This is a genomic window from Saccharomonospora marina XMU15 (assembly GCF_000244955.1).
Classification (GTDB): domain Bacteria; phylum Actinomycetota; class Actinomycetes; order Mycobacteriales; family Pseudonocardiaceae; genus Saccharomonospora_A; species Saccharomonospora_A marina.
Window position 1 is genome coordinate 5,526,157 of sequence record NZ_CM001439.1, and the last position, 24,622, is coordinate 5,550,778.

Genomic DNA, 24,622 nt, shown 5'->3' on the forward strand with positions numbered 1-24,622 from the left:
TCAGGGGGTCTTGTCCGTGCTGTGGTTGTTTCCGGCGGCAATTTGTTGACGGAGCAGCTTCTTGTTGAATTTTCCGACTCCGGTCTTGGGTACCTCGTCGACGAACACGAAGCGGTCCGGCAACCAGAACTTGGGGAACTTCTCACGGAGGAATTCGGTGAGATCGTCGGACGCCACCGGCGAGTTGGTGGCGACGATGGCAATCGGTCGCTCCAGCCAGACCGGATCCGGTGCGGCTACCACCGCGGCTTCCCGGACTTCCGGATGCCCCATGAGTGCGTTCTCCAAATCGACTGACGAGATCCATTCGCCACCGCTTTTGATCAGGTCTTTGACGCGATCGACCAGCCACAGGTAGCCGTTCTGGTCGATGACGCCGACGTCGCCGGTGTGGAACCAGCCACCAGCGAAGCTGTCCTGGGAACGTGTGTCGTGGTAGTAGGCGCGGGCCACCCAGGGGGAGCGCGCGAGGATCTCACCGGCGTGTTTGCCATCCCAGGGCAGCTCTTCGCCGTGGTCGTCGACCAGCTTGATCTCCACGAGCGGCATCGGCTGGCCTTGGGTGCCGAGCAGGCGGAACTTCCCCTCGTCGTCGAGGTCGGTGAACTGGCTGGTGAGGGTGGTGAAGGTGAGCAGCGGCGACGCCTCGGTCATGCCCCAGCCCTGGCACACGTGCACACCGTGTGCTTGCTGCCACCACCGTATCTCGCCGATCGGGGGCGCCTGGCCGCCCAGCCACAAGGTGTGCAGCGAGTCGAGAACGTAGGATTGCCGTCCGGATTCGAGTTCCTGGCGCATGAGCATGCCGACCGTCACCGCGGCGACGCAGACACTGACTCGGGCGTGCTCGATGATCTCCAGGTAGTGGTGCGGTCGTGGCTGCGTTCCCGGCAACGCCAGCGATGCTCCTTGCAGGGCGCAGGCGTACGGCATGCCCCACGAGTTGACGTGGGACATCGGCGTCACCAGGAGATAGGTCTCCCGCTCGGCGACGCCGATCGATCCCTGCAGGCACAGGATCAGGGCGTGCAGCACGGTGCTGCGGTGGCTGTACACCACGCCCTTGGGTTCCCCCGTGGTGCCCGACGTGTAGCACATTCCGGCTGGGCTGTCCTCGTCAACATCGGGGAACTCGATCTCCTCGTCGGCGTCGGCGAGCAACTCCTCGTACCCGTAGACCGGTCCCAGCGCGGTCGTCGGCGGCTGGCCATCCCCGAACACGACCACTGCTTTCACATTGGTGAGCCGGTCGCGGATCTGTTCCAGCATCGGCAGCTGTTCAGGACTGACCAGGAGCACGCTGTCCCCGGCGTGTTCGATGACGTACCCGATCTGGTCCGGGGATAGCCGGATGTTGATGGTGTGCAGCACCGCGCCCATGCAGGGCACCGCGAAGTAGGCTTCGTAGTGCTGGTCGGTGTTCCAGCCCAACGTGCCCACCCGGTCACCGGTGCGTACGCCGAGCCGGTTCAGCGCGTCAGCCAGCCGCCGAACTCGCTTCCCGAATTCGGCGTAGGTATAGCGGCGGTAGCCGTCGTCGTGCCGCGTGATGATCTGTTTGTGCCCGAAGAGCCGTTCCGCGCGCCACAACAGCGTCTTCAGTTGCAGCGGCCGGTCCATCATGAGACTGTCCACGCTGCTCTCCCTTCGAATTCGGTGCCGGGTGTACCGGCTTTCCGCCTCGCTGTCAGGCGGAAAGCCGGGCGAAGTCCCGGGCGTAGTAGACAAGGGGGTTTTGATCGCGCAGCCGCACGTTGACCGCTTCGCCGATGAGGATCACGTGATCACCGGCCGGCTGGCGGGCCTGCGTCCGGCACACCAGGGACGCCACCGCCTCTGGCAACACCGGCAGACCGTCGGCGTCCGTGTCGAATTCGCCACCGGCGAACTTGTCCGCTCCCTTGGTGGCAAACCGGTTCGCCAGGGGAGCATGCTCTTCGCCGAGGATGTTGACCACCCACTTGCTTGAGGTGCGGAAGGCACGGTAGCTGTCGGCGGAGACGGCCAGACAGGCCAGCACCAGCGGCGGTTCCGCGGATACGGAGCAGAAGGCGCTCGCGGTGAATCCCCACCTCGCTCCGCAGTGGTCGGTCGTGGTCACGATGGTGACTCCGCTGGGGAACCGGGACATCGCCTCGCGAAACTGCGCCGCGAACGTCTCATGCGCCGGAGGGCCCTGTTGGCTGCGTGCGGTGGTCTCGGTCATGGCTGCGACTGCTCCCGGGCGGTTGTCGGCGTGCCGCCGACCGGATCCAGCCGGTGTCCCAGCCGGTCTCGTTTGGTCATCAGATAGGCGGCGTTGTGCTCACCGGCCGTGACGATGAGCGGTACGCGCGATGCGATCGTGATGTCGTAGCCCGAAAGCCCCGAGTATTTGGCCGGGTTGTTGGTCATCAGGCGAATCGAGTGGACGCCGAGGTCGGCCAGGATCTGAGCGCCCACACCGTACTCGCGGCTGTCCACCGGCAGGCCAAGGGCCAGGTTCGCGTCGACGGTGTCCAATCCCTGGTCCTGCAGGGTGTAGGCACGGAGCTTGTGCCCGAGCCCGATGCCGCGGCCTTCCTGACCTCGCAGGTACACCAGGACGCCGCTGCCTGCCTCGGCGATTTCGCGCAACGCCTGGCGTAGTTGCTCCCCGCAGTCGCAACGCGCCGAACCCAGGACGTCGCCAGTGAGGCACTCGGAGTGCACGCGGACGAGGACCTCGTCGCGGTTCGCGCCGTCCCCCGCCACGAGGGCGAGGTGCTCGGTGCCGTCGAGCAGGGAGGTGTAGCAGAACGCGTCGAAGGTGCCGTAGGGTGTCGGCAACGGTGCCTGCGATGTGCGTTCGACGAGGCGCTCGGTGCGCTGACGGTAGCGGATCAGATCCGCGATGGTGAGCACGGTGAGCCCGTGACGTCGGGCGAAGGCGGCCAGCTGTGGCCTGCGGGACACCGTGCCGTCGTCGTTGACGATCTCAGCGAGCACGCTGGCGGGTCGCTTCCCGGCCAGCCGCGCCAAGTCTACTGCGGCCTCGGTGTGCCCAGCCCGTTTGAGCACGCCGCCGGGCCGAGCGCGAAGCGGGAAAACATGGCCGGGCCGGGTGAAGTCGTGCGGACCGGCCGCCGGGTCGCTCAGTGCCCGGATGGTCGCCGCTCGGTCTGCGGCGGAAATGCCGGTGGTGGTGCCCTCGCGCAGATCCACCGAGACGGTGAACGCGGTGCCGCGGGGATCGTCGCCCATGGCCACCATCGGTTCCAGGCGGAGTTGGTCCAGCCGTTGCCCGTCCATGGCCACACAGGCGAGGCCGCTCGTGTGGCGCACCAGGAAGGCTATCTGTGCACTGGTGACGGTTTCCGCCGCGATGATCAGATCACCCTCGTTCTCGCGATCCTCATCGTCGATCACGACGACGAACTCGCCCCGGGCGAAGGCGGCCACCGCCGCGCGCACCGCCGTGTCGGTCTCGTCGGTGTTCTGGGAGCCGGACACCTGGATCGGCCGCGCGGACCGCTCGTGACATTGCATCTGTCGCATTCGTCGACACCGTTTCACTCTGGGAGTTTGGGCTCGGATCGTTTGACACCTTTTTTCCGCTTGGCGCGCAGCGCCGCCAACGTCGCGGCCGAGTCCTCCGTGGATTGCACGACGGCCATGTGTGAGGCGATCATGTTCAAGTGCGTTCGCGCGTCCAGGTGCAACGACTCGTATGTCGCACGCTTGATGAAGCCGACCGCCACCGGGGGCAGTGCCGCGAGGCGGGCGGCGAGCTCGTAGGTGCGGGTGAGCAATTCGCCGTCGGGGTAGCAGTGGTTGGCGAGTCCGATTCGCTCCGCCCTCGGGCCGTCTACCACGTCGCCGGTGAGCAGGAGTTCGAGTGCGCGGGCAACGCCGACCAGCCGGGGAAGCCACAGGCAGCCACCATCGCCTGGGATGAGGCCCGCGTGAATGTAGCCTTCGCTCAACCGGGCCGACTCGCCGACCAGACGGATGTCGCACATCAGCGCCATGTCCAGACCGGCGCCCACCGCGGTCCCCTGTACCGCCGCGATCACCGGTTTGTCCAGGGCCTCCAGGGCGCGTGCCACCCGGTGTACCTCGTCGGTGAGCATCCGCCGACGCGACAGCGGCGCCGGATCCACGGAGGTCAACTCGTCGAGGTCGATACCGGAGCAGAACGCGCCGCCTGCACCGCGCACCACGACCGCCCGCACCTGATCGTCCTTGGCCGCCTCGTGCAGCGCGTCCGCCCAGTGACGCACCATCTGAAGGGTGAAGGCGTTCTTCCGCTCGGGGCGGTTGAGCATAATGGTGGCGACCGCGTCAGCCCGGGAGTACTCCAGGTCAGCCATTTGCGCGCACCTCCGCCGGGTCGGTCACAAGCGTCCACAGATCTGGTGCGGCGCAGGCAGCCGCGCCGAGTTCCCGCTCCCAGAACCGCTCATTGCCGAACTCGTCGCGCCATGACCACAAGCGGGTGGTGATCAGCCGCAACGGATGCTCGTCGGTGAAGCCAAGCGCGCCGTGTACCTGATGGGCCAGTCGCGCCACCACGCCCGCGGCACGACCGGCCTGCGCCTTGGCCGCTGCCGTGAGGATCCAGTCCGGTTGCTGACCAGCTGTGGCGGCCGACATCGCGACCGTGGTGCTGGCCGCCGCCTCCCCGGCCATCGCCGCGAGGTGATGGCTGACGGCCTGGAACCGGGAAATCGGGCGGCCGAACTGCTCCCGCTGCCCGGCGTAGGTGATCGTCGAATCGAGTGCGGCTTCCATGGCCCCGCTGAGCAACAGTGCCCGGCCAAGCGCACCGCGAACCCGAAATGCCCTGCCGGAAATCGTGGCGTCCACTTCGGTGACGTCCTCGCCCGGCACGAAAGTGTCCTGCAGCAGCAAAGTATCCCGGGGCTCTCCGGCCAGGTTACGGCCACGTTCCCACGCTTCCCTCGGCGAGTCCAGGACCGCCACCAGCGGCTCGGCACGGTCAAGCAGCACCGCGACCCGCTCGGCCAGGTGGCCGTAGGGAACCCTGGACAGTTTCCCCGTCAACCGGTACCCCCCAGGGCATCGGTCGACCGTCATGTCCGTGGGCGCCGACGCGGTCAGCGGACCGGTCGGAACCGTCCGGCTGGCCGCGGCCAGTAGCCACCCTGCCAGCAGCGCCGTCTCCGCCAATGGCACCGGCACCGCGGCGCGTCCGATCTCGTGCACCACGACCGCGGCCTCGGCCAGCCCCGCCCCGGCCCCACCAGAGGACTCGGGCACCGGCAGCACGGTGAACTCCGCCTTTGTCAAGGAGTCCCATACCTCGTCAGCCCACCCGCCTGAGTACCGGGCCGCGGCCTCCGGCGTCCACTCCGAGCAGATCTGAGCCGCGGTCGCCGCGATCGCGTGCAACTCCTCGTTCATGCGCGCTCCAACGCCTTGGCGACGACCCCGCGCAGCACCTCGTTGGTGCCACCGCGCAGGGTGTATCCGGGGGAATGAAGCAGACCGCGAACAAGGTGGCCGGTGAACGTGCCCGGCGCCGCGTCCGGATCCAGCATCTCGTCGGCGAGTATCCGCGCCCGCTCGGCCACCTCCTGTTCGAACCGGGTGCCCAGATCCTTGACCAGCGCGGCGGCCACGTCGGCGGGTTTGCCCGCCGCGAGCACTCCTGCGACAGACAACGACAACTGCCGCAGGGTGAGCAGGCGGGACGTGAGCGCGCCGATCTCGACGACCGCCGCCGGGTCTCGGTCCGCGCGTCGGCGTACCTCGGAGACGAGCGCGGCCAGCAGGGGGAAGGTGGTGAGCAGGCGTTCCGGTCCGCTGCGTTCATAACCCAGCTCAGAGGTGACCTGGCCCCAACCGCTGCCGATCTCACCCAGCACATACCGATCCGGGACGAACACTCCGTCCAGCCGTACCTCGTTGAACTCGTGCTCACCGGTGAGCAGCCGGATCGGCCGTACGGTGACACCCTCGGCACGCAGGTTCACGATGAACTGGCTCAGCCCGGCGTGCCGCTCTCCGGAATCCGGTGCGCTTCTGGCGAGCACGAAGAACCACTGCGCCCGATGTGCTCCGCTGGTCCACACCTTCGTCCCGGTCAGCCGCCAACCGCCAGCCACTCTGACCGCTCGTGTCCGCACGGAAGCCAAGTCGGAGCCGCTGTCCGGTTCGCTCATGCCGATGGCGAAGTAGCAGCGTCCCGCCGCGATCTCAGGCAGGAACTCCGCCCGCTGCTGTTCGCTGCCGTAGCGCAACAGCGAGGGGGCGGTCTGGCGGTCAGCGATCCAGTGCGCCGCCACCGGGGCCCCCGCGGCGAGGAGCTCTTCAAGTACCACTTGCCGATCCAGCACCGTCCGTCCCTGGCCGCCGTACCGGCGCGGAATGGTCATGCCAACCCACCCCTGCTCAGCCAGCCGCCGCGAGAACGGCTCATCCCAGCCGGTCAACCAGGAATCACATTGGGGGGTGAACGCACCTCGCCGGATCTCGGAATCGAGAAACGCACGTACCTCGGACCGGAGCGGTTCCAGGTCCGGCGAAACCCGCATCACATCTATCGGTAGAACACGGCTACTCATCAGTGTCTCCAGTTCTGACAGAGGGATCCGCCGCCGCAGCCGATCGGCGAGAGGAATGGTCCGGCTGCGGCGGCCACGTGCCTCACAGCCAGTTCGGAGCGATCTCGGAGGCCCACAGCTCGATGCTGCGCATCTGCACGTCGTGCGGAATCGGTCCTGGGTACTGCCACTGCAGCAGATACTCAGGGTCGTGCTGCGACACCAACTTCTCGATCTGGCGGTTGATGTCGTCGGGCGTACCGACGAACTCGAACCCACGCTCACACAGAGTGTCGTAGTCGGACCCGATCTGGCCGGTCTCGCCGGGATTGCGCATCACTTCGGAAAAGCCCATCGGCCCGAACCAGTTCGGGAAGATGAAACCATTACCGCGCCGGGCCCAGTAATGGGCCTCGTCGGCGTCTCGTGACACCAGCACATCGCGGAAAATGCCTACCCCCTGGCCGCGCTTGAACGCCCCCCGACCCGCCGCCTCGGCCTCCTCCTGATACACGTCCAGCAACCGAGAAATGACCTCGTCATTGGTGTTCATCACGATTGGGACGATGCCCTCACGAGCACAGAACCGGAAGGACTCCTCGCTGAAGCTGAACGGCTGGAACACCTGCGGCCACGGCTTCTGATACGGTTTCGGGGCGATGCCGACCTCGGTGATCACACCCTGCTTGTCCTGCCCGCCCCCATACGCGTTCACCGCTTCGTGATTGAAATCGATTCCCGGTGGCGGAACCTGCCAGTTCTCGGTCTTCAGAGACGTCGTGCGCTCGCTCCACAACGCCTTCATGATCTCCCAGTGCTCGTTGAACCGCTTGCGGTTGGCCACATCACGTTCCGACTTGTCGGAGAACGTGGCGCCGACGTGGTACGTCTGCCCGAGCACGTCCGCCCACCGCTTCTGATACCCCCTGGCGATCCCGACGAAGGAGCGTCCGCGCGTCATCTGGTCGAGCATCGCGAGGTCCTCGGCCAGCCGAATCGGATTCTGGAACGGCAGCACGTTCGCCATCTGCCCGACCTTGATCCGCTGTGTCTGCATCGCGATGTACAGATCGAGCAGGATCGGGTTGTTCGACTCCTCGAAGCCTTCGATGTGGAAATGGTGCTCGGTAAACGCGACGCCCCAGTACCCGAGATCGTCAGCCAGTTGCGCCTGCTTGGTGATCTGGAAGAGCATGTTCTGGTAGTTCTTGTCGTTGACCCCAGCGAAGCCCTTCTTCATCTGGTCATAACTACCCACGGCTGGCAGGTAGAACAAAATCTCCTTCATAAACTTACTCCTCACATCGGTTAACTGGTCAAGCCCGGCTTCGGTAGACCACGAAAGGGTTCCCGCTGGGGTCCCGCAATACCGCCCGAATCTCGTGCGCCCCCTCAACCGGCCCGGACAACACCGTCGCACCGGCCGCCAGCAGCCGGGACACCGCAACCGAGACGTCCTCGCTCCGGAACACCGGCAACGCCGACTCCGGCACCGGATGGTCAGCCGGAATCGCCAAGGCGAGCTTTATCGACCCGGCGGAGAGTTCGGCATAGTCGTCCCGATCCCGCATCCGGACACCGAGCCCCAATCCATCTCGATAAAAGGCCAACGAACTTTCCAAATCGGACGCGGGGAGCAGGATAGACCGCAAATCACACTTCGAATCAGACACAAACACTCCATTCGTCCGATCTCGCGAGTTGGGCCGAGGTTTCACCTGTGGAAACAGATTGTTACCCGCCACGCGGACGAGCACGCCGTATCAATGTGAGACAACGACCATGCCTCGCGTCTGGCCGAGCGGGGTCGACCGCGCGTTTTCGCAGCGTGTCGGGCACATGATGGCCGAAGGTTCAGGTCAACGACTTCTGGGCGGAGCCCACTCAAGCCGCGTCAAGCAAAGGTGACCTGTGTCTCAAAGTGAGACAATCGGGCCAACGGGATTCCGCCCTACTCTGGTCGGACGATCACGTCACACCCCGTGGACGATGGAGTGCAGGCAATGGAGCCCACCTCAGTCGCACCCGGTGGCCGTGCCTCAGGCGGGACGGCCACACCTGAGGCACGCCACGAGCCCCCGCAGCTGTCCGTACGTGCCGAGATCGCGCTGTCATGGCGCCGGTCCGCAGCCTGCGGAATAACCCCTGACAAGAAGGCTGAACTACCCTACGATCCGGACTTCGACAGTGACAGCCGACTGCTGAAGGCGGCCACGCCGGTTGTGGAACGTCTCGCCAGTTCCCTGGCCGATACCTCCACCAGCATCCTGCTCGCCGACCGGCAGGCGCGGATTGTGCGGCGCTGGGTTGGCGAGAAGCCGCTGTACAGCGCATTGGACAACGCACACGCGGCCCCTGGGTTCGCCTTCGCGGAGGAGTATGCCGGCACCAACGGGTTAGGCACAGTCCTGGAGGAAGCTCGAACGGTCGCGGTTCGCGGCGAAGAACACTACGCGGACTTCCTACGCCACCTGTCGTGCGTTGGGGTCCCCATCCACAACCCGGTCACCCGAGCCGTCGAGGGAGTTCTCGACATTACCTGCCTCGCCGACGACTACAATCCGCTCATCCCCGCTCTGCTCTCCGAATCGGTACAGCACATCGAAACCCGGTTGAGCCACCTGTCCTCCCCCGCCGATGTCGCCCTCGTCGAGGCGTTCACCCGTGCCCGCCGTCTGCATCGAGGCGCCATACTCGGCCTCAACCCGAACATGATCCTCACCAACCCCATCGCCAGCGGCAATCTCACACCCCACGACCAGGCGGTACTCTGGGACGCGTCCACACAGTTGGCCCGTACCCAGCGCTCCGAAGTAAGCGTGGACCTCACGCACGGGCGGTACCGTGTCCGGTGCGAACCCGTCACGACCGGATCCCACCACCCTGCCGGAGTCGTGCTGTACCTCGATCCGATCCGGCCCCGCCACGTCAGCACGGGCTCCCACCCATCCGTGACGGCCACCAGCACGGGCATCACGCCTCCAGCGGGACGCAGCCCACAGTGGCGCCGCATCACCACGCGTATCCAGGAACTGGCTCAGCTCCCCGATCCGGTAGCGATCACGGGCGAGCCGGGCAGCGGAAAGCTCTACCTGGCCAAGTATCTGCACGAACTGTCCAGTCCCGCCCGGGGACTGCGGGTTTTCAACGCCGCCGACCCCACCGAGACCGCGCCCAAGAACCTGATCATCCGGGCCAACGAAACCCTTGGGCAAGGCGACAACGTCATCGTACGGCGAATCGAATACCTTCCGACACAGGCGCAGGCGCAGTTGCGGGCCCTCGCGGCGACCAGCCCCCATCCCACGTCCGCATCGACAACCGGACGACTCATCGTCACCGCCCAAACCACGACCCACACCAATGAGTGGCTCGAACAAGCCCTCGCGTCCTACCCGCACCACCTGTGGGTTCCGCCGCTGGCCCAGCACACCGAGGACATCGCCGACCTGACACCGGTTCTGCTCACGGAACTCGCCGGTCAACCCACCGCACACTGCAGCCTGCCAACGCTCCAAGCACTGATGCGTAGCCCGTGGCCGGGCAACATCGCCGAGTTACGAGACGCCCTTGCCGCCGCACTCAACGCCAGCGACGGCCAGGAGATCCAACCGCACCACCTACCGACCTGGGTGCTCAAACGTGCACACCAACGACAACTATCCGTAATGGACCAGTCGGAACGCGAACTGATCATCGAAACACTAGCCAGCGTCGGCAACAACCGGACGCAAGCGGCAAGAATCTTGGGCATCGGCCGCGCCACCCTGTACCGCAAGATCCGTACCCTCGGCATCTCCACCGCCCAGGAACTCCAGATGGGGCTGTCTGATCAACTTATCGGACAGTCCCACTGCCAGGTGTCGCGAGACCGTCGAGGACCGGCTCGCTGATCGCGGCGGAGAAGCGCGCTGCGTCGACGGATGGATCGGCGGACGGCCCGCGTTGAGGCCAGCGACGGTGCTGGCTTCGAAGACGCTCAAGGCCACGGCGCCCGGATCGGCGCCCTGACTGGGCCCTGTCGGAGATACTGTCGAGCAGGAGAGCTCTACCGGCACCCGGCCGTCCGTGAAGTGGCCGTCGTCGGCGTCCTCGACATCCGCTGGGGCGAGACGCCAGTGGCCACCGTGGCGCTCCAGAACGCCGCCGAGGCGACGGCCGAGGAGCTCATCGCGTACGCCCGGGGGCGGCTTGCCCACTTCAAGTGCCCTACCCGGGTCGAGTTCGTGGCTGAGTTGCACCGCACAGCGACCGGCAAGGTTCTCTAAACGGTGCTACGTCAGCAGCAGGGCGCAGACGAACACGCAGTACGCCGCTGAGCTCAGTTCAGACTGCTTCCGTAATGCTAATCCGGCGCAGGTCACGATTCGAGGGAGAGGAACCGGACCGCGACCTCTGAGATCTTGCGTGCTGTCGCGGTTCGGTCCCACCTGGGCAGCGCCAGGTGACTGACTGTCAGGCGGACCATGGTGTCGGCCGCGTCGATGACATCGTTTTCGGGAAGACTCGGGTAACTCTCCGCGACCCATCCGGCCAGGGTGTCGGAGGCGAGGTCGAGGAGTCGCGCGGAAGTCGTGAGCAGTGGGAGCATCCCCGTGGACGCTTGGCTCCCCCCATTCAGGTCGCGGTTGGAGATGAGCACCGCCTTGAGCAGGGGGCTACGCCCCGCCTCGTCCAAGGTGTAGTCGACGGCTGCGGCGATGCCGCGCTTCGCATCGCCGACGTGCGCCTCCAGCGCCCCCTGGATGCCCTCCAGGAAGCGTGAGGCTTCCCGAAGCACGACGGCTTCTCCGAGGCCGGCCTTGTCACCGAACTCCTTGTAGAGAGCTGCCCGCGACACCCCGGCTCGGTCCGCCACCTCCCCCATGCGCACCCGGTCCCAGCCGCGGTCGATGATCAAGTCGTGGGCAGCCTCGAGTACAGCCGAGCGCATGTGCTCCCTGAACCGTTCACGCATGGAGTGTGCCCGCATGAAAGACAGGGTAGCGATCTCTGTCTCGCTACCGACTCCCGCCACCGATCTGGACAAGATCAAGCTACCGTGCGTGGTCGTCGGCACCCCTGGTCGTGACGCTGTACAACTGGACAAAGGCCCGCTAGTATCCCCGCACCAACTGCCGACGACGACGGCCCAACACCACCCTCCGTTCGTAGGCCGGCACGATCGTCTGCACGCCCCACTGTGCAACGGGAGTCAATGGAGCTGACGTCTCGTCTCCAGCGCGATGCGAACAGTACCCGATCCTTGAGCGACATCAGACGTCCCTCCGGCCGCTTCGTGATCGATCCTTTCGGGTAGACGACGAGGCGCGCGCGATCCACGGCTTCGACCGCGGCGCGGAGCCCAGCTCGGCTGTTGAACGATCGACCTCGATGTGGCCGGCCGGCCGAAACCACCAGCCGACAGCTCTGCTCTGAAACGGGCTCGTCTTTGCCATGAACCGGGGATCCGGCCCTCTGGTCCAGGATCATCTCCGCCGGGAACAACGGATCGGTTCGGGAGACAGGGCTGACCGCCGGCACCGCACCTCCCGTCTCGGCGAGGCGTTCCGTGCCGCGGCAGTCCACTCTCCTGGCCACCAGCAGCAGCGGTTTGCGAATGAGCAACACCAGCCACTATGCAGGACCGCGTGCGTCTCTGGGGGCGTGCCTCACGTCTGCAACCGACGCGATTCACCGACGCCCAGAATGATAGACAGAAGCCCCACCGCCGTCCACGCTGTCGACATCCAAGTCATCCTTGTTCGCCGCACTGGGCGGTGCCTCGGTGGTGACCACGGTCAGCGGTCGGCCCGCTTCGTCACACCGCAACCTTTGCTTCAGGGTGGCCATATCGACTGCGGTCCCCTGGCCGAGCATGCGCTTGGTGGTCATGAAGTCCCGGGGACGGTTGACACAGTCAGCGGCTATCAGCTCGCCCTTCCGGAGGTAGTAGCAGGTGAAATCGCGGTCGGCGGTCGGGTCACCGCTCAGGACGATGTCGTCATAGCCCGTGTTGAGTCCCGCGATCTGGAGCTTGAGGTCATACTGATCCGACCAGAACCACGGGGGCGCTGTGACCTCCTTGTCCTTTCCACAGATGGTCGCCGCTGCCACCTTCGCCTGCTCCACCGCGCTCGGCACCGACTCCAGGCGAATCCGTCGGCCGTAGCGTGGCATGTCCTGCGAGGCGCAGTCCCCGGCGGCCACAATGGTGGGATCACTGCTGCGCGCGTGCGCGTCGATCAAGATCCCGTCGTCCACCGCCAGGCCGGCTGCCTCGGCCAGTTCCGTGGTCGGTTCGATACCGACCCCGATGATCACGAGATCGGCTGCCACAAGCTCGCCGCTCGCCAGGACCGCCTCGCGGACGCGGTGGTCGCCGACCAGGGCCTCGACCGATGCGCTCGTCCGCACGTCGACTCCCTCATGTTGGTGGACGCGCGTGAAGAATGCCGACACCTCAGGAGCGGTCACCCGCTCGAGGACACGGTCTGCGGCCTCCAGCACGGTGACGTCAAGACCCAGCGCGCGCAACGACGCGGCGGTCTCCAGGCCGATGTAACCACCACCGACGATGACGGCACGACGTCCGGGGATGGCGTGCTCGCGGATCCGCTTGACATCGGATGACCGACGTAGGTAGTGCACCCCATCGAGCTGGGTGCCGGCGGCACGCAGGCGTCGTGGGCGTGCGCCGGTGCAGAGAGCCAGGGCGTCATAGGACAGTCTGTCCCCCGTGCTGAGCAGGACCTGGCGAGCCGAACGATCGATCTCCTCCACGCAGGCGTCCAGGCACTCGATGCCCTGCTTGAGGTAGAAGTCCTGGGAGCGAATGGCCAACTCCGTCAGCGAGCACTTGCCAGCGAGGTAAGCCTTCGACAGAGGAGGTCTCTGGTAGGGCAGCACCGACTCGTCACCGACCAGCACGATTTCACCGGACCAGCCCTCCTGGCGGAGGCTGGTGACCAGCTGTGCCCCGGCATGACTGGCACCGACCACCACCGTGCGCGCTGAGCTCATCCGGCGCCCTTGGGGGTGAGCTCGACCATCAGCTTGCTGATGCCCCGAACGAAGTTGGACTGGACGTATTCCGGCTCCCCGACTACATCGATCCTCTCGAAGCGCGGGAGGATCTCCTCCCAGAGGATCCGCAGCTGCAGCTCGGCCAACCGGTTGCCCATGCACCGGTGCACGCCGAACCCGAAAGCGATGTGGTTGCGGGCGTTGGGCCGGTCGATGATCAACTCGTCCGGTCGCTCGAACACAGTCTCATCGCGGTTGCCGGACGCATACCACATTACCACCTTATCACCCTTACGGATGAACTGGCCGTTGAGCACGGTGTCGGTCTTGGCGATCCGGCGCATGTAGGCAAGCGGAGTCTGCCAGCGGATGATCTCCGAGACCATGTTCGGGATCAGGTCCGGATTGGCCTTGAGCTTCTCGAACTGGTCGGGGAACTGGTTCAGCGCGAGAACGCCACCACTCATCGAGTTGCGCGTTGTGTCGTTGCCCCCGACGATGAGCAGGATCAGGTTGCCAGCGAACTCCATGGGACGCTTGATCAGGTCTTTGGTACTCTCATTCCTCTGCAGCATGGTGATGAGGTCGAACCCGGGCTCTTCACCGGCCGCGAGGCGGGCGGCCTTGTCATGCCACAATGCGCTGAGTCCACGCGCCATGCCCACCATGCCGCGGAACAGCTCGTCGTTGTCGGAGGGGCCTCCGTTGGCCTGCTCCATCGAGGTGGCCAGGTTTGACCACTCGACGAGCTTGTGCCGCTGCTCGAAGGGGAAGTCCAGTAGCGTCGCCAACATGCGGGCGGTGAGCTCGATCGACACGGTGCTCACCCAGTCGAAGGGTTCGTTGACGGGCAGGTTGTCCAGGACGTCCCTGACGCGCTCGCGAATGAGGCCCTCCATCTCGCGGAGGTTCTTCGGAGCCACCACCCCTTGGACGGCGCGGCGCTGAACGTCGTGCTTGGGCGGGTCCATGGCGATGAACATCGCGATGTCCATGAACCGCGGCGGCGCCCCGATGACAATGAGAGGTTCCGCGGAGAAGACCTCGTGGTTCTTGTCCACCGCAATGATGTCGGCGTGACGCGTGACCGACCAGAACGGTCCGAAGGGACTGTGAGGCTGGTAGTGGACCGGGGCCTCGTCGCGTAGGCGCTTGAAGTAGGAGGCCCAGCGCCCCTGCCGGTAGAGGAACGGGTTGCTGAGGTCGATGTCTTCGAGCGCGACTTCTTCGACCGGCGGGATCGGGCGTTCGACGAACATCTTCTGCCCGTTCGTGCGGGTCAGCCAGCGTCGGCCCTTGTCGTAGAGGTGTGCGGCCTGGACCTGTCGATCCAGCGGGATGGCGGCCTCGACCTTCCTCTTGACTGTTTCAGGGATCTTCATCTCGTCGACACCTCCTGCTACATCTGGAATTCGGGCAGTTGCACGGTCAGGCCATCCCATGACTCGGAGGCCTTGATCTGGCAGGACAGCCGAGACGTCGCCTGTCGCTCGGGGTTCATCGACAGCATCTCCTCTTCCACCGGACCGGACGGGCCGACCTTGTCGGCCCAGGCAGGATCCACGATCACGTGGCAGGTGCCGCAGGCGGCCTCTCCGCCGCAGTCGCCATCGATGCCCGGAATGGCGTTGTTCTTCGCGACTTGCATCAGCGAGCAGCCCTCCTCGAGGGGCGCCTCGTGCTTCTCCCCGTCGTGCGACACGAAAGTAACGACTGCCATCGACAACTACCCCACTCTTGACCACAAGACGGACACTTCCTTCATGATTGTCGTCGGCGTCCGACAAGGCCATGTCGAAGCCGCGCCATCCTGTTGTGAGTTCGGATCACGTGAGGATCGCCATGTGGAGAGACGAGCCAGGCGTCCCATCTCTTGTGTTCGTGCAACTGCTGAGCAGTTCAGCGATCGATCAGAACGCCGTGGAGGAGTTCCGCGCCATAATGGCGCGCGAGGGAACCGGCGAGCTGACTCTGATCCAAACCCAAGCGCAAGCACCGCTGCGGTGGTTTCGCGAGGTCTATCCCGAACTCGACGCCGAGCAGGCGACACGGCTGGGGATCGCCTGCGCGGAACAGGCCCAGCTCACGTCCTTCGGGCCGATGAGCGTGCCGCTGGTCAGCGCAGGAACCGTCGCCGAGGTCGTGCAGCTGCTGACCTATCTTCCGGTTATCACCAAGGCCGTCATTACCCAGTTCGATCGCCAGCCGGAGGACCTGACGATTCGGCTGTCCGGGAACGCAGGAGAACCCGACCTGGACTGTCTAGTCGTCACCTACTGCGGGCTGGCCCTCATGCGGTTGATCGACCTGCTGGTCGGCGACACGTCGGAGGTGACCATGCATAGTCGCTGGCCGGAGCCGAGCGTCCTGTCTCGAGAGGCATGGCCAGGGCGTCGGCTCGTCTTCGACGCCCCCTTGTCCTACCTGCACATCCCTGCACGGACGCTGCACACGGCCTGCCGCTTCCCCGACCCACTCGCCTACGAAGTCGCCATAACTGACCTCCAGCAGGCGCTCGAACGTCGGGCTGGCACCCAGGACTTCACCCGCAGAGTGCGGGAGCTGTTGGAGGACAGGCCAGGGTTGAAGACAATCCAGTCAATCGCGGATGAGTTCTCGATCTCCTCGAGTACCCTGAAACGCCGCCTCGCCGCGGAGGGAACCAGCTTCCGCGAACTCCTCCAGAAGTCCCTGCTCGACCGCGCCCAGATACGGCTGCTCGACCGGTCCACGTCGGTCAGTGAGGTCGCCGCCGAACTCGGCTACAGCGACGTCACCAACTTCTCGCACGCTTTCAAAGCATGGACCGGCAACTCACCGAGCCACTTCCGACGCGCCCACCAGCACCCTTGAGCACGGCTCCCAGCGCAGCCCCTCGGAAGGACTGCGGCCGGGGCGCGTCCGAAACTTGTTTGACAGACCCTCGGAGGCCGTCCATCAGTCACCCGGCTGACCCCCAAGCGGGACTGTGGGACTGTCCGTGATCTTGTTTGCGCCGTGAGGCGCTGTGATTCGAGTGGAGGTGAGAGACCTTCGCCGCTGTCCTGTCGTAGCAGGGCGGTGTAGCTGAGGGCAGCCTGATCCGGGTGGTGCCGGGGAGGGTGGGAGCAGCCCTGACAAAGCCGGGGCGTGGCCAGTACTGCCAGATGGTGCGGGTCCGGCGAGCGTGGCGGAAAGGAGTACGCGAGGAACCGGCGTTTTACGTCCTTCAATAGGGACACCGGCTCGAACCTGGTGGATATGGGCCGGGTGCGGCGCGTCCCGCTGCGTACCGTTGTGGCGGGAACTTCCAGCGCGGGATACAAGAGCTGTTCTGGGAGGCCACGGGAAAAGTCTGCGGCGTACCCGTTGGCGAGGTCGCTGGGACACAGTCGGGCTCCTCCTTCGCCGAGCGAATCACAGTGAACACGGGAACCGTCTCGGTTCATACCCCTGTCCGTCGCATCCGGCGGCGAACGCGGGGTTGAGCGCACCGACCGCTGATCGATCCGAGACGGGGCGGAGCCGCCGTAGTACTCGGAGCCGGGGAAAGCCTGCGCGCATGGGGAAGGGCGGCAGCGGTAGTCGAGAAGACGAGGAGCTGTAATGCCGGAAGACGCGCCGCCGAATGGTGGCGCTCCCGACCAGGCCGTGGGGTCGTGGTCGCGGGTATCGGAGATGCAGGCCAAGCTTCACCGTTGGGCGGTGGCCGATCCTGGCCGCCGGTTCGATGACCTGTTCAATTTCGTGCACGACCCGGCGACGCTGATAGTGGCGTTCGGTCGGGTCGCGGGCAACCAGGGAGCCCGCACCGCTGGCGTCGACGGACTCACCGTCGCCGACATCGAGCAGCGGTCAGGGGTCCCGGGGTTCCTGGACGATCTGCGTGCCCAGCTCAAGGCGGGCACGTTCCGAGACCATTGCCGGTGCGGGAGCGTCAGATTCCCAAACCGGGCGGGTCGGGCAAGGTACGGCGGCTGGGGATTCCCACCGTCGCCGACCGGGTCGTTCAGGCCGCGTTGAAACTGGTGCTGGAACCGATCTTCGAGGCCGACTTTAAGCCGGTCTCCTACGGGTTTCGGCCCAAGCGGCGAGCGCAGGACGCGATTGCGGAGATCCACCACTTCGGCAGCCGTGGCTACCAGTGGGTGCTGGACGCGGACATCGCGGCGTGTTTCGACGAGATCGACCACGTCGCGCTGATGGACCGCGTTCGCGCACGGATCAAGGACAAACGCGTGCTGGCGTTGGTGAAGGCGTTTCTCAAGGCCGGGGTCCTGACCGAACTCGGCGACCGCGAGAACACCCACACCGGCACGCCGCAAGGGGGCATCTTGTCTCCGTTGCTGGCCAACATCGCCTTGTCGGTGCTCGATGAGCGCCTGCACGGGTCGTGGGAAGGCGGCGGGACGATGTCCACCGAGTATCGACGGGCGCGCCTGCGTGCCCGGGGGCTGCCGACTTGGCGGGTCGTCCGCTACGCGGACGACTTCGTCGTCCTGGTCAACGGGACCGAGCAGCACACCGAGGCGCTGCGCGAAGATATCGCTCGGGTGCTGGCGCCGATGGGGTTACGGCTGTCACCGGCCAAGACCCGTATCGTGCACCTGAGCGAGGGGTTCGACTTCCTGGGCTTCCGCATCCAGTGGCGGCGCAAGCGAGGCACGAACAAGTGGCACGTCTATACCTTCATCGGTGCCCGGCCGATCCGAGCGTTGAAGGCCAAGATCCGTGCCCTGACACCCAGGACATCGCAGCAGAACCTGGAATACGTGCTGACCAGGCTGAACCTGATCATGCACGGGTGGGCCAACTACTTCCGGCACGCGGTCGCGAAGAACACGTTCAGCATGCTCGATAACTTCGCCTGGTGGCGAATCATCCGCATGCTGCGCGAGCGGCACCGCTGGAGGTGGCGGGACGTCCGCAGGAAGTTCACCATGCCCACGGGGCAGTGGCTTCCCATCACCGCGGGCACAACCGAACTGCGCAAGATCGCAGCCATCCCGGTAACCCGGTATCGCTGGCGCGCCACCACGATCCCCGCCCCCTGGCCTGCATAACCACGCCCACCGGCAGACAACCGTGGAGAGCCCGTTGCGTTGAGAGGCGCACGGCGGGTTCGGCGAGAGGCCAGGAGAAACGGACCGAGAGCAATCCCGGCACCGCGCTCCTGGCCTACTCAGCGGGTGGTGGTGATCTTGACCATGCTGGGGCGGGTGCTCTGGTTGGAAGGGATCGAGGTTGACGAACAACGGGGTGGCGGCCGGCTTTGCGGCCGCGGCGGCGGGTGCCGAGGACGGTCTTGACCTGCGGGTCGCGCGGGAGTTGATCGACAGGGCGCGCGCGGACGGGGTGTCTCTGGTCGGGTCGGATGGACTGCTGCGGCAGTCGACGAAGACGGTGTTGGAGACGGCGCTGAACGCTGAACTGGACGAGCATCTCGGCTATGAGAGGGGTGATGCGGCCGAGAAATTCGGGACCAATGAGTGGTCGTCGGCGAAAACGGTGCGGACCGACGTGGGAGAGGTGCGCATTGCCGTGCCGCGTGATCGGGAGGGCACCTTCGCGCCCGCAGATCGTGCCGAAATACTCTCGACGGGTCGAAGGATTCCATGACGCCGTCATCTCACGGCGCCGTCTGCGGTGACCTCGTAGTTCTGTAGGACGTGGATGGCTTTGGCGATGCGTTCTGTGCGGCGTGGGCAGCAGCGGGGTTTGCGGAGGATGCGCCAGGTCTTGAGTTGGGCGTGGGCGCGTTCGCCGGGGCCGCGGAGGCGGGTGTGGGCTCGGTTGGCGTCTTTTTGCGATGCGGGCTTGTTCCGGCCCTTGTACGGGGTCATCACCTGCTGCCCGGTCCGGTCGTAGCCGTGGTAGCCCTTGTCGCCGAGGGCGATCAGCCCGGCGTCGCGGAGCGCGGTGAGGATGTTCCAGATCCGTGCGGCCGTGGTGTCGTGGGTGCTGCCGGGCAAATCGCCCGAGACCCAGAGGAGTCGCCGTCGGGCGAGGCGATGACCTGCAGGTTCACCCCGTGCCTGGCGTGTTTGCCTGCTGGCCCGGGTCGAGCTTGGGCCACACCGAGCCCAACTCCTTGCGGTGCACACGGATCAGCCCGGACACGAACCTCAGGGTCCGAGATGACAACGGCAGCGCGACACGATAGAACAACACCTTGAAGCCCCTGGCTCTGGCGGAACGATCTTGGTCGAAAGCTCTGCCACCAGGGGCTTCACCACGTCCAGGCGACGACACACCGACCGCAGTCAACCTGTGATCAGCAAGAACCCAAGCCCGCCAACACATCCAGACCGGGATGAAAAGGGCTCACTCTGACACAACGCTCCGTGCCCAACCCGCCAACCCCGCGTCACCACCGAAAACGTGCCAGAGCCGAAACGTGTACACGCCCCCACTTGGGCACAACACTACCTGCCGCGCCACACCGGTTTGCGCTTCTCGCGGAAAGCGCGCGGTCCCTCCTGCGCGTCCTCGCTCAGGTAAACCGGCTCCCAGATCCGGTCAGCCTCGTCCAGCGCGTCGTGCCACCCGCGGTCGGCAGCCGCGTATATCGTCGCCTTCGCGGCGAGCACAGACAGCGGCGCGTTCGCGGCGATGCGTTCCGCGAAAAGCTGCGTCGCCTCCCGGAGTTCCCCGGCCGGTACTACCTCGTTGACCAGGCCGATCTGGTAGGCCCGCGCGGCGTCGATAGGCTCCCCGGTCAGCAGGATCTGCAGTGCTACGCGCGGCGGAATGAGCCACGGCAACGGCGCGGCCCACGGCGCACCCCGGCCCACCTTGACCTCGGTGACCGCGAACCGGGCGTGCTCGGCGGCCACGACCAGGTCGCACATCTGGGCAAGCAGGAAACCACCGGCGTAGGCCACCCCATTGACCGCCGCGATGGTGGGCTTGTCGACCTTTACGTTGCGACCGAGGTGCGGAACGAAGCCCGATGGCGGCACCGTCAACTCCGTGTCAGCCATCTCCTTGAGGTCTCCCCCCGCGCAGAAGGCAGTGTCACCGGCGCCGGTGAGCACCAGCACCTTCGCATTGCGATCGGCATTGAAGGTGTCGAACGCCTCGAACAAAGCGGACCGAACCTCCGAATTGAGCGCGTTGCGCGCCTCCGGCCGGTTGATCGTTATCCAGACCACCTCGTTGACGATCTCATAAGCAAGCGCCTGTGCTGTCATCTCCGTTCAACCCTCCTGGTAAAGGAACCGACGGTCACCAGCCCTGCCCAGCGAGCGCCGTCGATCCGCGATCGCATCGCGGAACTCGCGTCAGCCCCACACGACCGTCGACCATGGCCGGTTGGACCCGCGAGACTCGCCCGGCATGACGCGTTCACGTGTTGGCATCGCTGATCCGACCCGTCCGCGCACTCAGCCACTGGTGAAAGCGGGCGTAGTGAAACTCCGGATCGCGCTCGACAAAGCGGGCCCGCGCGACCGCCAGCACCGTGTTCTGCCCGGGCAGGCGAAGCTCCGCGCCAATGGTCCACCCGCCGCGCCCATCTCGGTGCTCAGGCCACGCTCTGAGGTCGAGTTCATGCTCGATGGGGACCGGGCGGCGAAACGACACCTGCATGTCCGCCGTGACCGCGAGCACGGCGGCGGACCACGGCACCACACCGCACAGCTCGTCGAAGGCCGCCATGACCGACCCGCCGTGCGCGACGCCACCGGCACCCTCATGCTCGACGCCCAGCCGAAGCCGCCCGACCACGCTACCGTCGTCCCCCGCTTCGAGCGCCTCGATTCCGAGCCGGCAGCGCCCCGCCTGCCGACAACCAGCGCACAGTATCGCCGAATGGCCGCCTACCCCCGGGAAAGCACTCAGGCCCGCTGGCGGCATGACCGATTCCGATCGCCGCCAATCGCCCCTGTCGCTGGTCATTCACTCATCCCCCTCGCGCCCATTCCGGCTTCGACCAAGAAAATATGTTATCAACCATTAACAGACCTGCCGGTTTGGGTTGCCAACATCACACCCCGGCGCCCCGGTCACATCGTCTGGCGCCCGCGGCCACGCAGCGGCGTGAAACTGGGAGTTCAACCCCGAACATCGCGTGGCCGACGTTCGGCAGCAAGCTGGCAGTACGCTCGTTGACAGGGCCGATCTACCGGCAACAAAGCATGGTCTGCGCGGTGCCGATCGCGAAGTGCATCATCGTCCACACCCTCGCCTCATCGAGATCTCGACGTAGTTCGGCCACGGCGTGACCCCATTCCTTGAGGTACAAGCGCTGGTCGCGGCGCGGTCGGTTGCCTACCGGCCTCAACCGGCGGGGTGAGCGCCTACCGTTCATCGTGCGCTTCGGACTCGATCTCCGCAGCGGGCACGGTCAAGCCGTCGATAACGCGGTCGAAACAGAGCCACCAGGAACACCAGCTTGGCGGAGAAATGTCGATAGATCCCGGCCCTCGACCCCGGGTTCCGCAGTTGATGGGCACATGAGATTGCCGAATCTGGGCGCTGAGCTGGGGAAAAGGTGCGCGGACTGGCGGGTAGCGCGTGTGCCTACGCTTCTCGGGACCGTCTTGGGTGGTGTTATGCCTGGTCAGGCGGGGTCTAGGGCGGTTATCGGGGCGGCGGGGCAAGTTGACAATGGCGGAAGATGTCGGCCTGTGCGGTGGTCAGTGAGGTGGTGTGCACGGCGGTGCCGGCGCTGCCGACCAGGGCGACGGCGTGCACGCGGCCGAGCTCGGTGGCGATGCGGCGCCAGGTCATGCTGGTGCGGCGTTCGGCAACCCGGATGAGCAGCAGGGCAAGCCCGCAGAGCAGGACGTGGGCGCGGATGCGGTGCTCGAGCCGGTGGAACACCGACCTGAGCAGCAGCGACGATTTGAGGTCGCGGCATCCGCGCTCGGCTTCCAGGAGGTTCTTGTAGCCCAGCGCGGTGTCCTCGGCGCTGATGTGCGGGTCGCTGGTGGCGATGAGGTACTTGCCGTCCAACCGCTCCTCGGTCTTGATCTTGCCGCGGTTGATCGACAACCGACCGGTTGGTGACTGGCGCAGCCACCGCCCGAGGGTGGGGTGGTCGCGCAGCGCGCATTCGGCCTTGGTGTGCGCGGCGTCGGCCGTCTGCCTGGCCTTCGCGTTCGTCTTGCGCTTGTGGTCGCGTTCGCGGGCCTGCTTGATCCGTTTCAGTTCGGCTTCCAGCCAGGCGATGGCGTCGGTGCGCTGGGCGCGGTCTCGTTCGGCCTGCTCGAGGTTGTGGCAGATGATGAACCGCACGTCGGTGTCGTCGAGCCGGACTTCCTTGACCCGTAGGTTGTCGGTGACCTGCTGGTAGCGGCCCTGCCGCGACAGCTCCTGCTCGGCCAGCGGGTTGCCGTCACGCATGCGCATCCCAGCGATGAAGTGCCCGCCGCTGCGGCGCAGATAGGCCAGGTTGTCGGCGCTGGAAAACCCACGGTCGACCACGGTGATGATCCGGCCGAGCCGCCAGCCGCGGATGTCGTCGGTGACCTCGGCCAGGATCGCCTGGTCGCTGGTGTTGCCGGGCCAGCACCAACAGCGGACCGGGATGCCCTCCTTCGTCACAGCGAGCCCGATGACGATCTGCGGCAGGTCGTCGCGGTGGTCCTTGGAATGCCCGTAGCGGCGGAAGGCGTCGTCGCCGGTCTCCTCGGTGTCGCGTTCGAAGTAGGTGCTCGTCGTGTCGAAGAACAGCAGGTCGACCTCAAGATTCAAGAGGTCGGCCACGGCGAAGAACACCGCCTCCTGCACCTCGGCCTGCGCGTCGGCCTCGACCAGCAGGTCCATCGCCCGATAGGCCTGGTCCTCATCCGTCACAGCTGGCCCACTCGGCGGCCGACAGCTTCGACATCGCCTCGATCGCGCGGTTGGGGACCAGCGCGAACAGCACACGTTCCATGTTGGTGGTGAATCGGCGCGACCCGAGCACCTTGCCGACCGCGGCGTCGATCTCCAGCGCCCGCCACAGCCCGTCCAGCAGGTGCACCGTCCCCACCGGACGCGACGCCGTCACGCGCAGGCCATCGCCGGCCCACGGGGCGGCCTCGGTCGGTTCGCCGGTGTCGCCGTCGCCGAGGTAGCGGTTGATCGAGCCGACCAGCCAGCGCAGCCCGTCGCGGTCGAGATGATCCTCCCGGCCCAGGTTCAGCAGCACCTGAGCCTGGGTCACGCCGTCCACCCGCCGGTTGTGCGCCAGCTGCACGTACCCGCACCACCGCGCCGTCCCGGTTGCGCCGCTGCGTCGTCCGCAGATACATGCCCACCAGTCGAGCACCAACCAGCAGCGTGATCAAGCACGACACGGCAAGTCGTGTGCCCACGCATTTTCGCGAACCGCGACCAACGCAACGCCACGCCACTACCAGCACAAACACGATTCAGAACACCCGCGTATGCCCACTAACTGCGGAACTCGGGTCGACTCCGAGAAAGGTATGGTAAGCATACCCGGAGCCCAGGGCTGGCGGCCGCAGTGCGGACGTCCTCCGTGCGCTCCCGGCCACAGGCGGCTCCGTGGACTCCCCTACTCCCGCTGCGGTCGAACCTCCGCAATGTTACTAATTGTTCACCCCCAGCCTGAAGCAGGCGGCGCTGAATCTCGGCGAAGTCCTCGCACACGAAACATGATTCCGGCGCGATCCCGCCCGCTCCTTGTGTCCGCAGGCAACGGTTCGGGTCGTCATTCGGTGTACAGGGGTTTGGCGCCGGCCCGGATCTGGTACTTGGCCGACCGTTTCGGGCAACGCGTCGGTGACAGTGACTCGTTTGGGCGTTTCGAACCCGGCCAGCCGGGAACGGCAGAACTCGATGACCTCCGACTCGGCGACCGTCTGGCCGTTGGCGGGCACCACGTCGGGCGCGGTCCTCAGGAAGGTGTTCGCGTGCAGGCCCTGCGCGGCGAGCGCGTTCGCCACCCGGTTGGCCAGCTCGTCGACCTCGCGGTAGGTCAGCCTGCGGTGCTCGGGATAGGCGTAGGCGCGCTCGTGCCCCACCACCGTCTCCTTGTCGGGGCGGCTCCAGACCAGCTGCTCACACAGATCGCCGACGCTGACCCGGTTCCAGCGGTGGGTTTCGTGGCGGCCGCGAAGACTGGTCACGTCGATGGGGCCTGACGAGATGGTCATCCT

The 24,622-nt window shown here is 66.0% G+C and carries 22 protein-coding genes and 1 pseudogene; 5 read left to right on the forward strand and 18 right to left on the reverse strand.

Annotation, left to right across the window (positions count from 1 at the left end):
• From SACMADRAFT_RS26195 to SACMADRAFT_RS31510, 8 genes are all read right to left on the reverse strand, one after another.
• The gene (locus tag SACMADRAFT_RS26195) at window positions 1–1,635 is read right to left on the reverse strand and encodes a long-chain fatty acid--CoA ligase (RefSeq protein ID WP_157617320.1); all 1,635 of its coding nucleotides are present in this window, start codon (window positions 1,633–1,635) and stop codon (window positions 1–3) included.
• 52 nt (window positions 1,636–1,687) lie between these two features.
• Window positions 1,688–2,206: a flavin reductase family protein gene (locus SACMADRAFT_RS26200; protein WP_009156867.1), complete on the reverse strand. Its 519-nt coding sequence runs from the start codon at window positions 2,204–2,206 to the stop codon at window positions 1,688–1,690.
• Entirely contained in the window at window positions 2,203–3,516 is a 1,314-nt protein-coding gene (locus tag SACMADRAFT_RS26205) for a bifunctional 3,4-dihydroxy-2-butanone-4-phosphate synthase/GTP cyclohydrolase II (RefSeq protein ID WP_009156868.1), read from the reverse strand. Before SACMADRAFT_RS26205 ends, SACMADRAFT_RS26200 begins: the two co-directional genes overlap by 4 nt.
• Before the next feature lie 14 nt (window positions 3,517–3,530).
• A complete protein-coding gene (locus tag SACMADRAFT_RS26210) occupies window positions 3,531–4,331 on the reverse strand; it encodes an enoyl-CoA hydratase/isomerase family protein (RefSeq protein ID WP_009156869.1) in 801 nt (266 codons plus the stop codon).
• Window positions 4,324–5,385 (reverse strand): acyl-CoA dehydrogenase family protein, encoded by a 1,062-nt coding sequence (locus SACMADRAFT_RS26215; RefSeq protein WP_009156870.1) that lies wholly within the window; start codon window positions 5,383–5,385, stop codon window positions 4,324–4,326. The genes SACMADRAFT_RS26210 and SACMADRAFT_RS26215 overlap by 8 nt, the downstream gene beginning before the upstream one ends.
• Window positions 5,382–6,548, reverse strand: a complete 1,167-nt coding sequence (locus SACMADRAFT_RS26220; RefSeq protein WP_009156871.1) for an acyl-CoA dehydrogenase family protein — start codon at window positions 6,546–6,548, stop codon at window positions 5,382–5,384. Before SACMADRAFT_RS26220 ends, SACMADRAFT_RS26215 begins: the two co-directional genes overlap by 4 nt.
• A gap of 82 nt (window positions 6,549–6,630) precedes the next feature.
• A complete protein-coding gene (locus SACMADRAFT_RS26225; RefSeq protein ID WP_232285486.1) occupies window positions 6,631–7,923 on the reverse strand; it encodes an LLM class flavin-dependent oxidoreductase in 1,293 nt (430 codons plus the stop codon).
• Window positions 7,844–8,284, reverse strand: a complete 441-nt coding sequence (locus SACMADRAFT_RS31510) for a VOC family protein (RefSeq protein ID WP_408640342.1) — start codon at window positions 8,282–8,284, stop codon at window positions 7,844–7,846. The genes SACMADRAFT_RS26225 and SACMADRAFT_RS31510 overlap by 80 nt, the downstream gene beginning before the upstream one ends.
• 246 nt (window positions 8,285–8,530) lie before the next feature.
• On the opposite strand from SACMADRAFT_RS31510, the gene SACMADRAFT_RS26235 reads away from it, so the two are divergent.
• Together SACMADRAFT_RS26235 and SACMADRAFT_RS31105 are read left to right on the forward strand one after the other, a co-directional pair.
• Entirely contained in the window at window positions 8,531–10,420 is a 1,890-nt protein-coding gene (locus SACMADRAFT_RS26235) for a sigma-54-dependent Fis family transcriptional regulator (RefSeq protein ID WP_009156874.1), read from the forward strand.
• A gap of 180 nt (window positions 10,421–10,600) precedes the next feature.
• Complete coding sequence (locus SACMADRAFT_RS31105) at window positions 10,601–10,795, forward strand: AMP-binding enzyme (RefSeq protein ID WP_040925923.1); 195 nt, start codon at window positions 10,601–10,603, stop codon at window positions 10,793–10,795.
• Between the two features lie 92 nt (window positions 10,796–10,887).
• On the opposite strand, the gene SACMADRAFT_RS26245 is transcribed toward SACMADRAFT_RS31105, so the two are convergent.
• The 4 genes from SACMADRAFT_RS26245 to SACMADRAFT_RS26260 all read right to left on the reverse strand — a co-directional run bounded on the left by SACMADRAFT_RS26245 (window position 10,888) and on the right by SACMADRAFT_RS26260 (window position 15,252).
• Entirely contained in the window at window positions 10,888–11,499 is a 612-nt protein-coding gene (locus tag SACMADRAFT_RS26245) for a TetR/AcrR family transcriptional regulator (protein WP_009156875.1), read from the reverse strand.
• A gap of 701 nt (window positions 11,500–12,200) precedes the next feature.
• Complete coding sequence (locus SACMADRAFT_RS26250) at window positions 12,201–13,529, reverse strand: NAD(P)/FAD-dependent oxidoreductase (protein ID WP_009156876.1); 1,329 nt, start codon at window positions 13,527–13,529, stop codon at window positions 12,201–12,203.
• Window positions 13,526–14,914 (reverse strand): cytochrome P450, encoded by a 1,389-nt coding sequence (locus SACMADRAFT_RS26255; protein WP_009156877.1) that lies wholly within the window; start codon window positions 14,912–14,914, stop codon window positions 13,526–13,528. Before SACMADRAFT_RS26255 ends, SACMADRAFT_RS26250 begins: the two co-directional genes overlap by 4 nt.
• A 17-nt stretch (window positions 14,915–14,931) precedes the next feature.
• Entirely contained in the window at window positions 14,932–15,252 is a 321-nt protein-coding gene (locus SACMADRAFT_RS26260; RefSeq protein ID WP_009156878.1) for a 2Fe-2S iron-sulfur cluster-binding protein, read from the reverse strand.
• Window positions 15,253–15,413: 161 nt separating this feature from the next.
• Between SACMADRAFT_RS26260 and SACMADRAFT_RS26265 the strand changes: the two genes are divergently transcribed.
• From SACMADRAFT_RS26265 to SACMADRAFT_RS26275, 3 genes are all read left to right on the forward strand, one after another.
• Window positions 15,414–16,385, forward strand: a complete 972-nt coding sequence (locus SACMADRAFT_RS26265; RefSeq protein ID WP_232285487.1) for an AraC family transcriptional regulator — start codon at window positions 15,414–15,416, stop codon at window positions 16,383–16,385.
• A 1,052-nt stretch (window positions 16,386–17,437) separates the two neighbouring features.
• A complete protein-coding gene (gene ltrA, locus SACMADRAFT_RS26270; RefSeq protein ID WP_198285909.1) occupies window positions 17,438–18,574 on the forward strand; it encodes a group II intron reverse transcriptase/maturase in 1,137 nt (378 codons plus the stop codon).
• A gap of 181 nt (window positions 18,575–18,755) precedes the next feature.
• Window positions 18,756–19,130: a transposase gene (locus SACMADRAFT_RS26275; protein ID WP_009156880.1), complete on the forward strand. Its 375-nt coding sequence runs from the start codon at window positions 18,756–18,758 to the stop codon at window positions 19,128–19,130.
• A gap of 5 nt (window positions 19,131–19,135) precedes the next feature.
• On the opposite strand, the pseudogene SACMADRAFT_RS29500 reads toward SACMADRAFT_RS26275, so the two are convergent.
• From SACMADRAFT_RS29500 to SACMADRAFT_RS26300, 6 genes and pseudogenes are all read right to left on the reverse strand, one after another.
• Window positions 19,136–19,682, reverse strand: a pseudogene (locus SACMADRAFT_RS29500) (transposase family protein).
• 254 nt (window positions 19,683–19,936) lie between these two features.
• Window positions 19,937–20,704 (reverse strand): enoyl-CoA hydratase/isomerase family protein, encoded by a 768-nt coding sequence (locus SACMADRAFT_RS26285; RefSeq protein WP_009156881.1) that lies wholly within the window; start codon window positions 20,702–20,704, stop codon window positions 19,937–19,939.
• Between the two features lie 154 nt (window positions 20,705–20,858).
• Window positions 20,859–21,410: a PaaI family thioesterase gene (locus SACMADRAFT_RS26290; protein ID WP_009156882.1), complete on the reverse strand. Its 552-nt coding sequence runs from the start codon at window positions 21,408–21,410 to the stop codon at window positions 20,859–20,861.
• A gap of 684 nt (window positions 21,411–22,094) precedes the next feature.
• On the reverse strand, window positions 22,095–23,312 hold the full coding sequence (locus tag SACMADRAFT_RS26295; RefSeq protein ID WP_050998285.1) for an IS1634 family transposase: 1,218 nt from the start codon (window positions 23,310–23,312) through the stop codon (window positions 22,095–22,097).
• Window positions 23,302–23,769 carry a hypothetical protein gene (locus SACMADRAFT_RS30595; protein WP_198285910.1) on the reverse strand — a complete coding sequence of 156 codons (468 nt, stop codon included), beginning with the start codon at window positions 23,767–23,769 and terminating at the stop codon, window positions 23,302–23,304. The genes SACMADRAFT_RS26295 and SACMADRAFT_RS30595 overlap by 11 nt, the downstream gene beginning before the upstream one ends.
• A gap of 283 nt (window positions 23,770–24,052) precedes the next feature.
• Window positions 24,053–24,619: a hypothetical protein gene (locus SACMADRAFT_RS26300; RefSeq protein ID WP_009156883.1), complete on the reverse strand. Its 567-nt coding sequence runs from the start codon at window positions 24,617–24,619 to the stop codon at window positions 24,053–24,055.
• Window positions 24,620–24,622 lie beyond the last annotated feature (3 nt).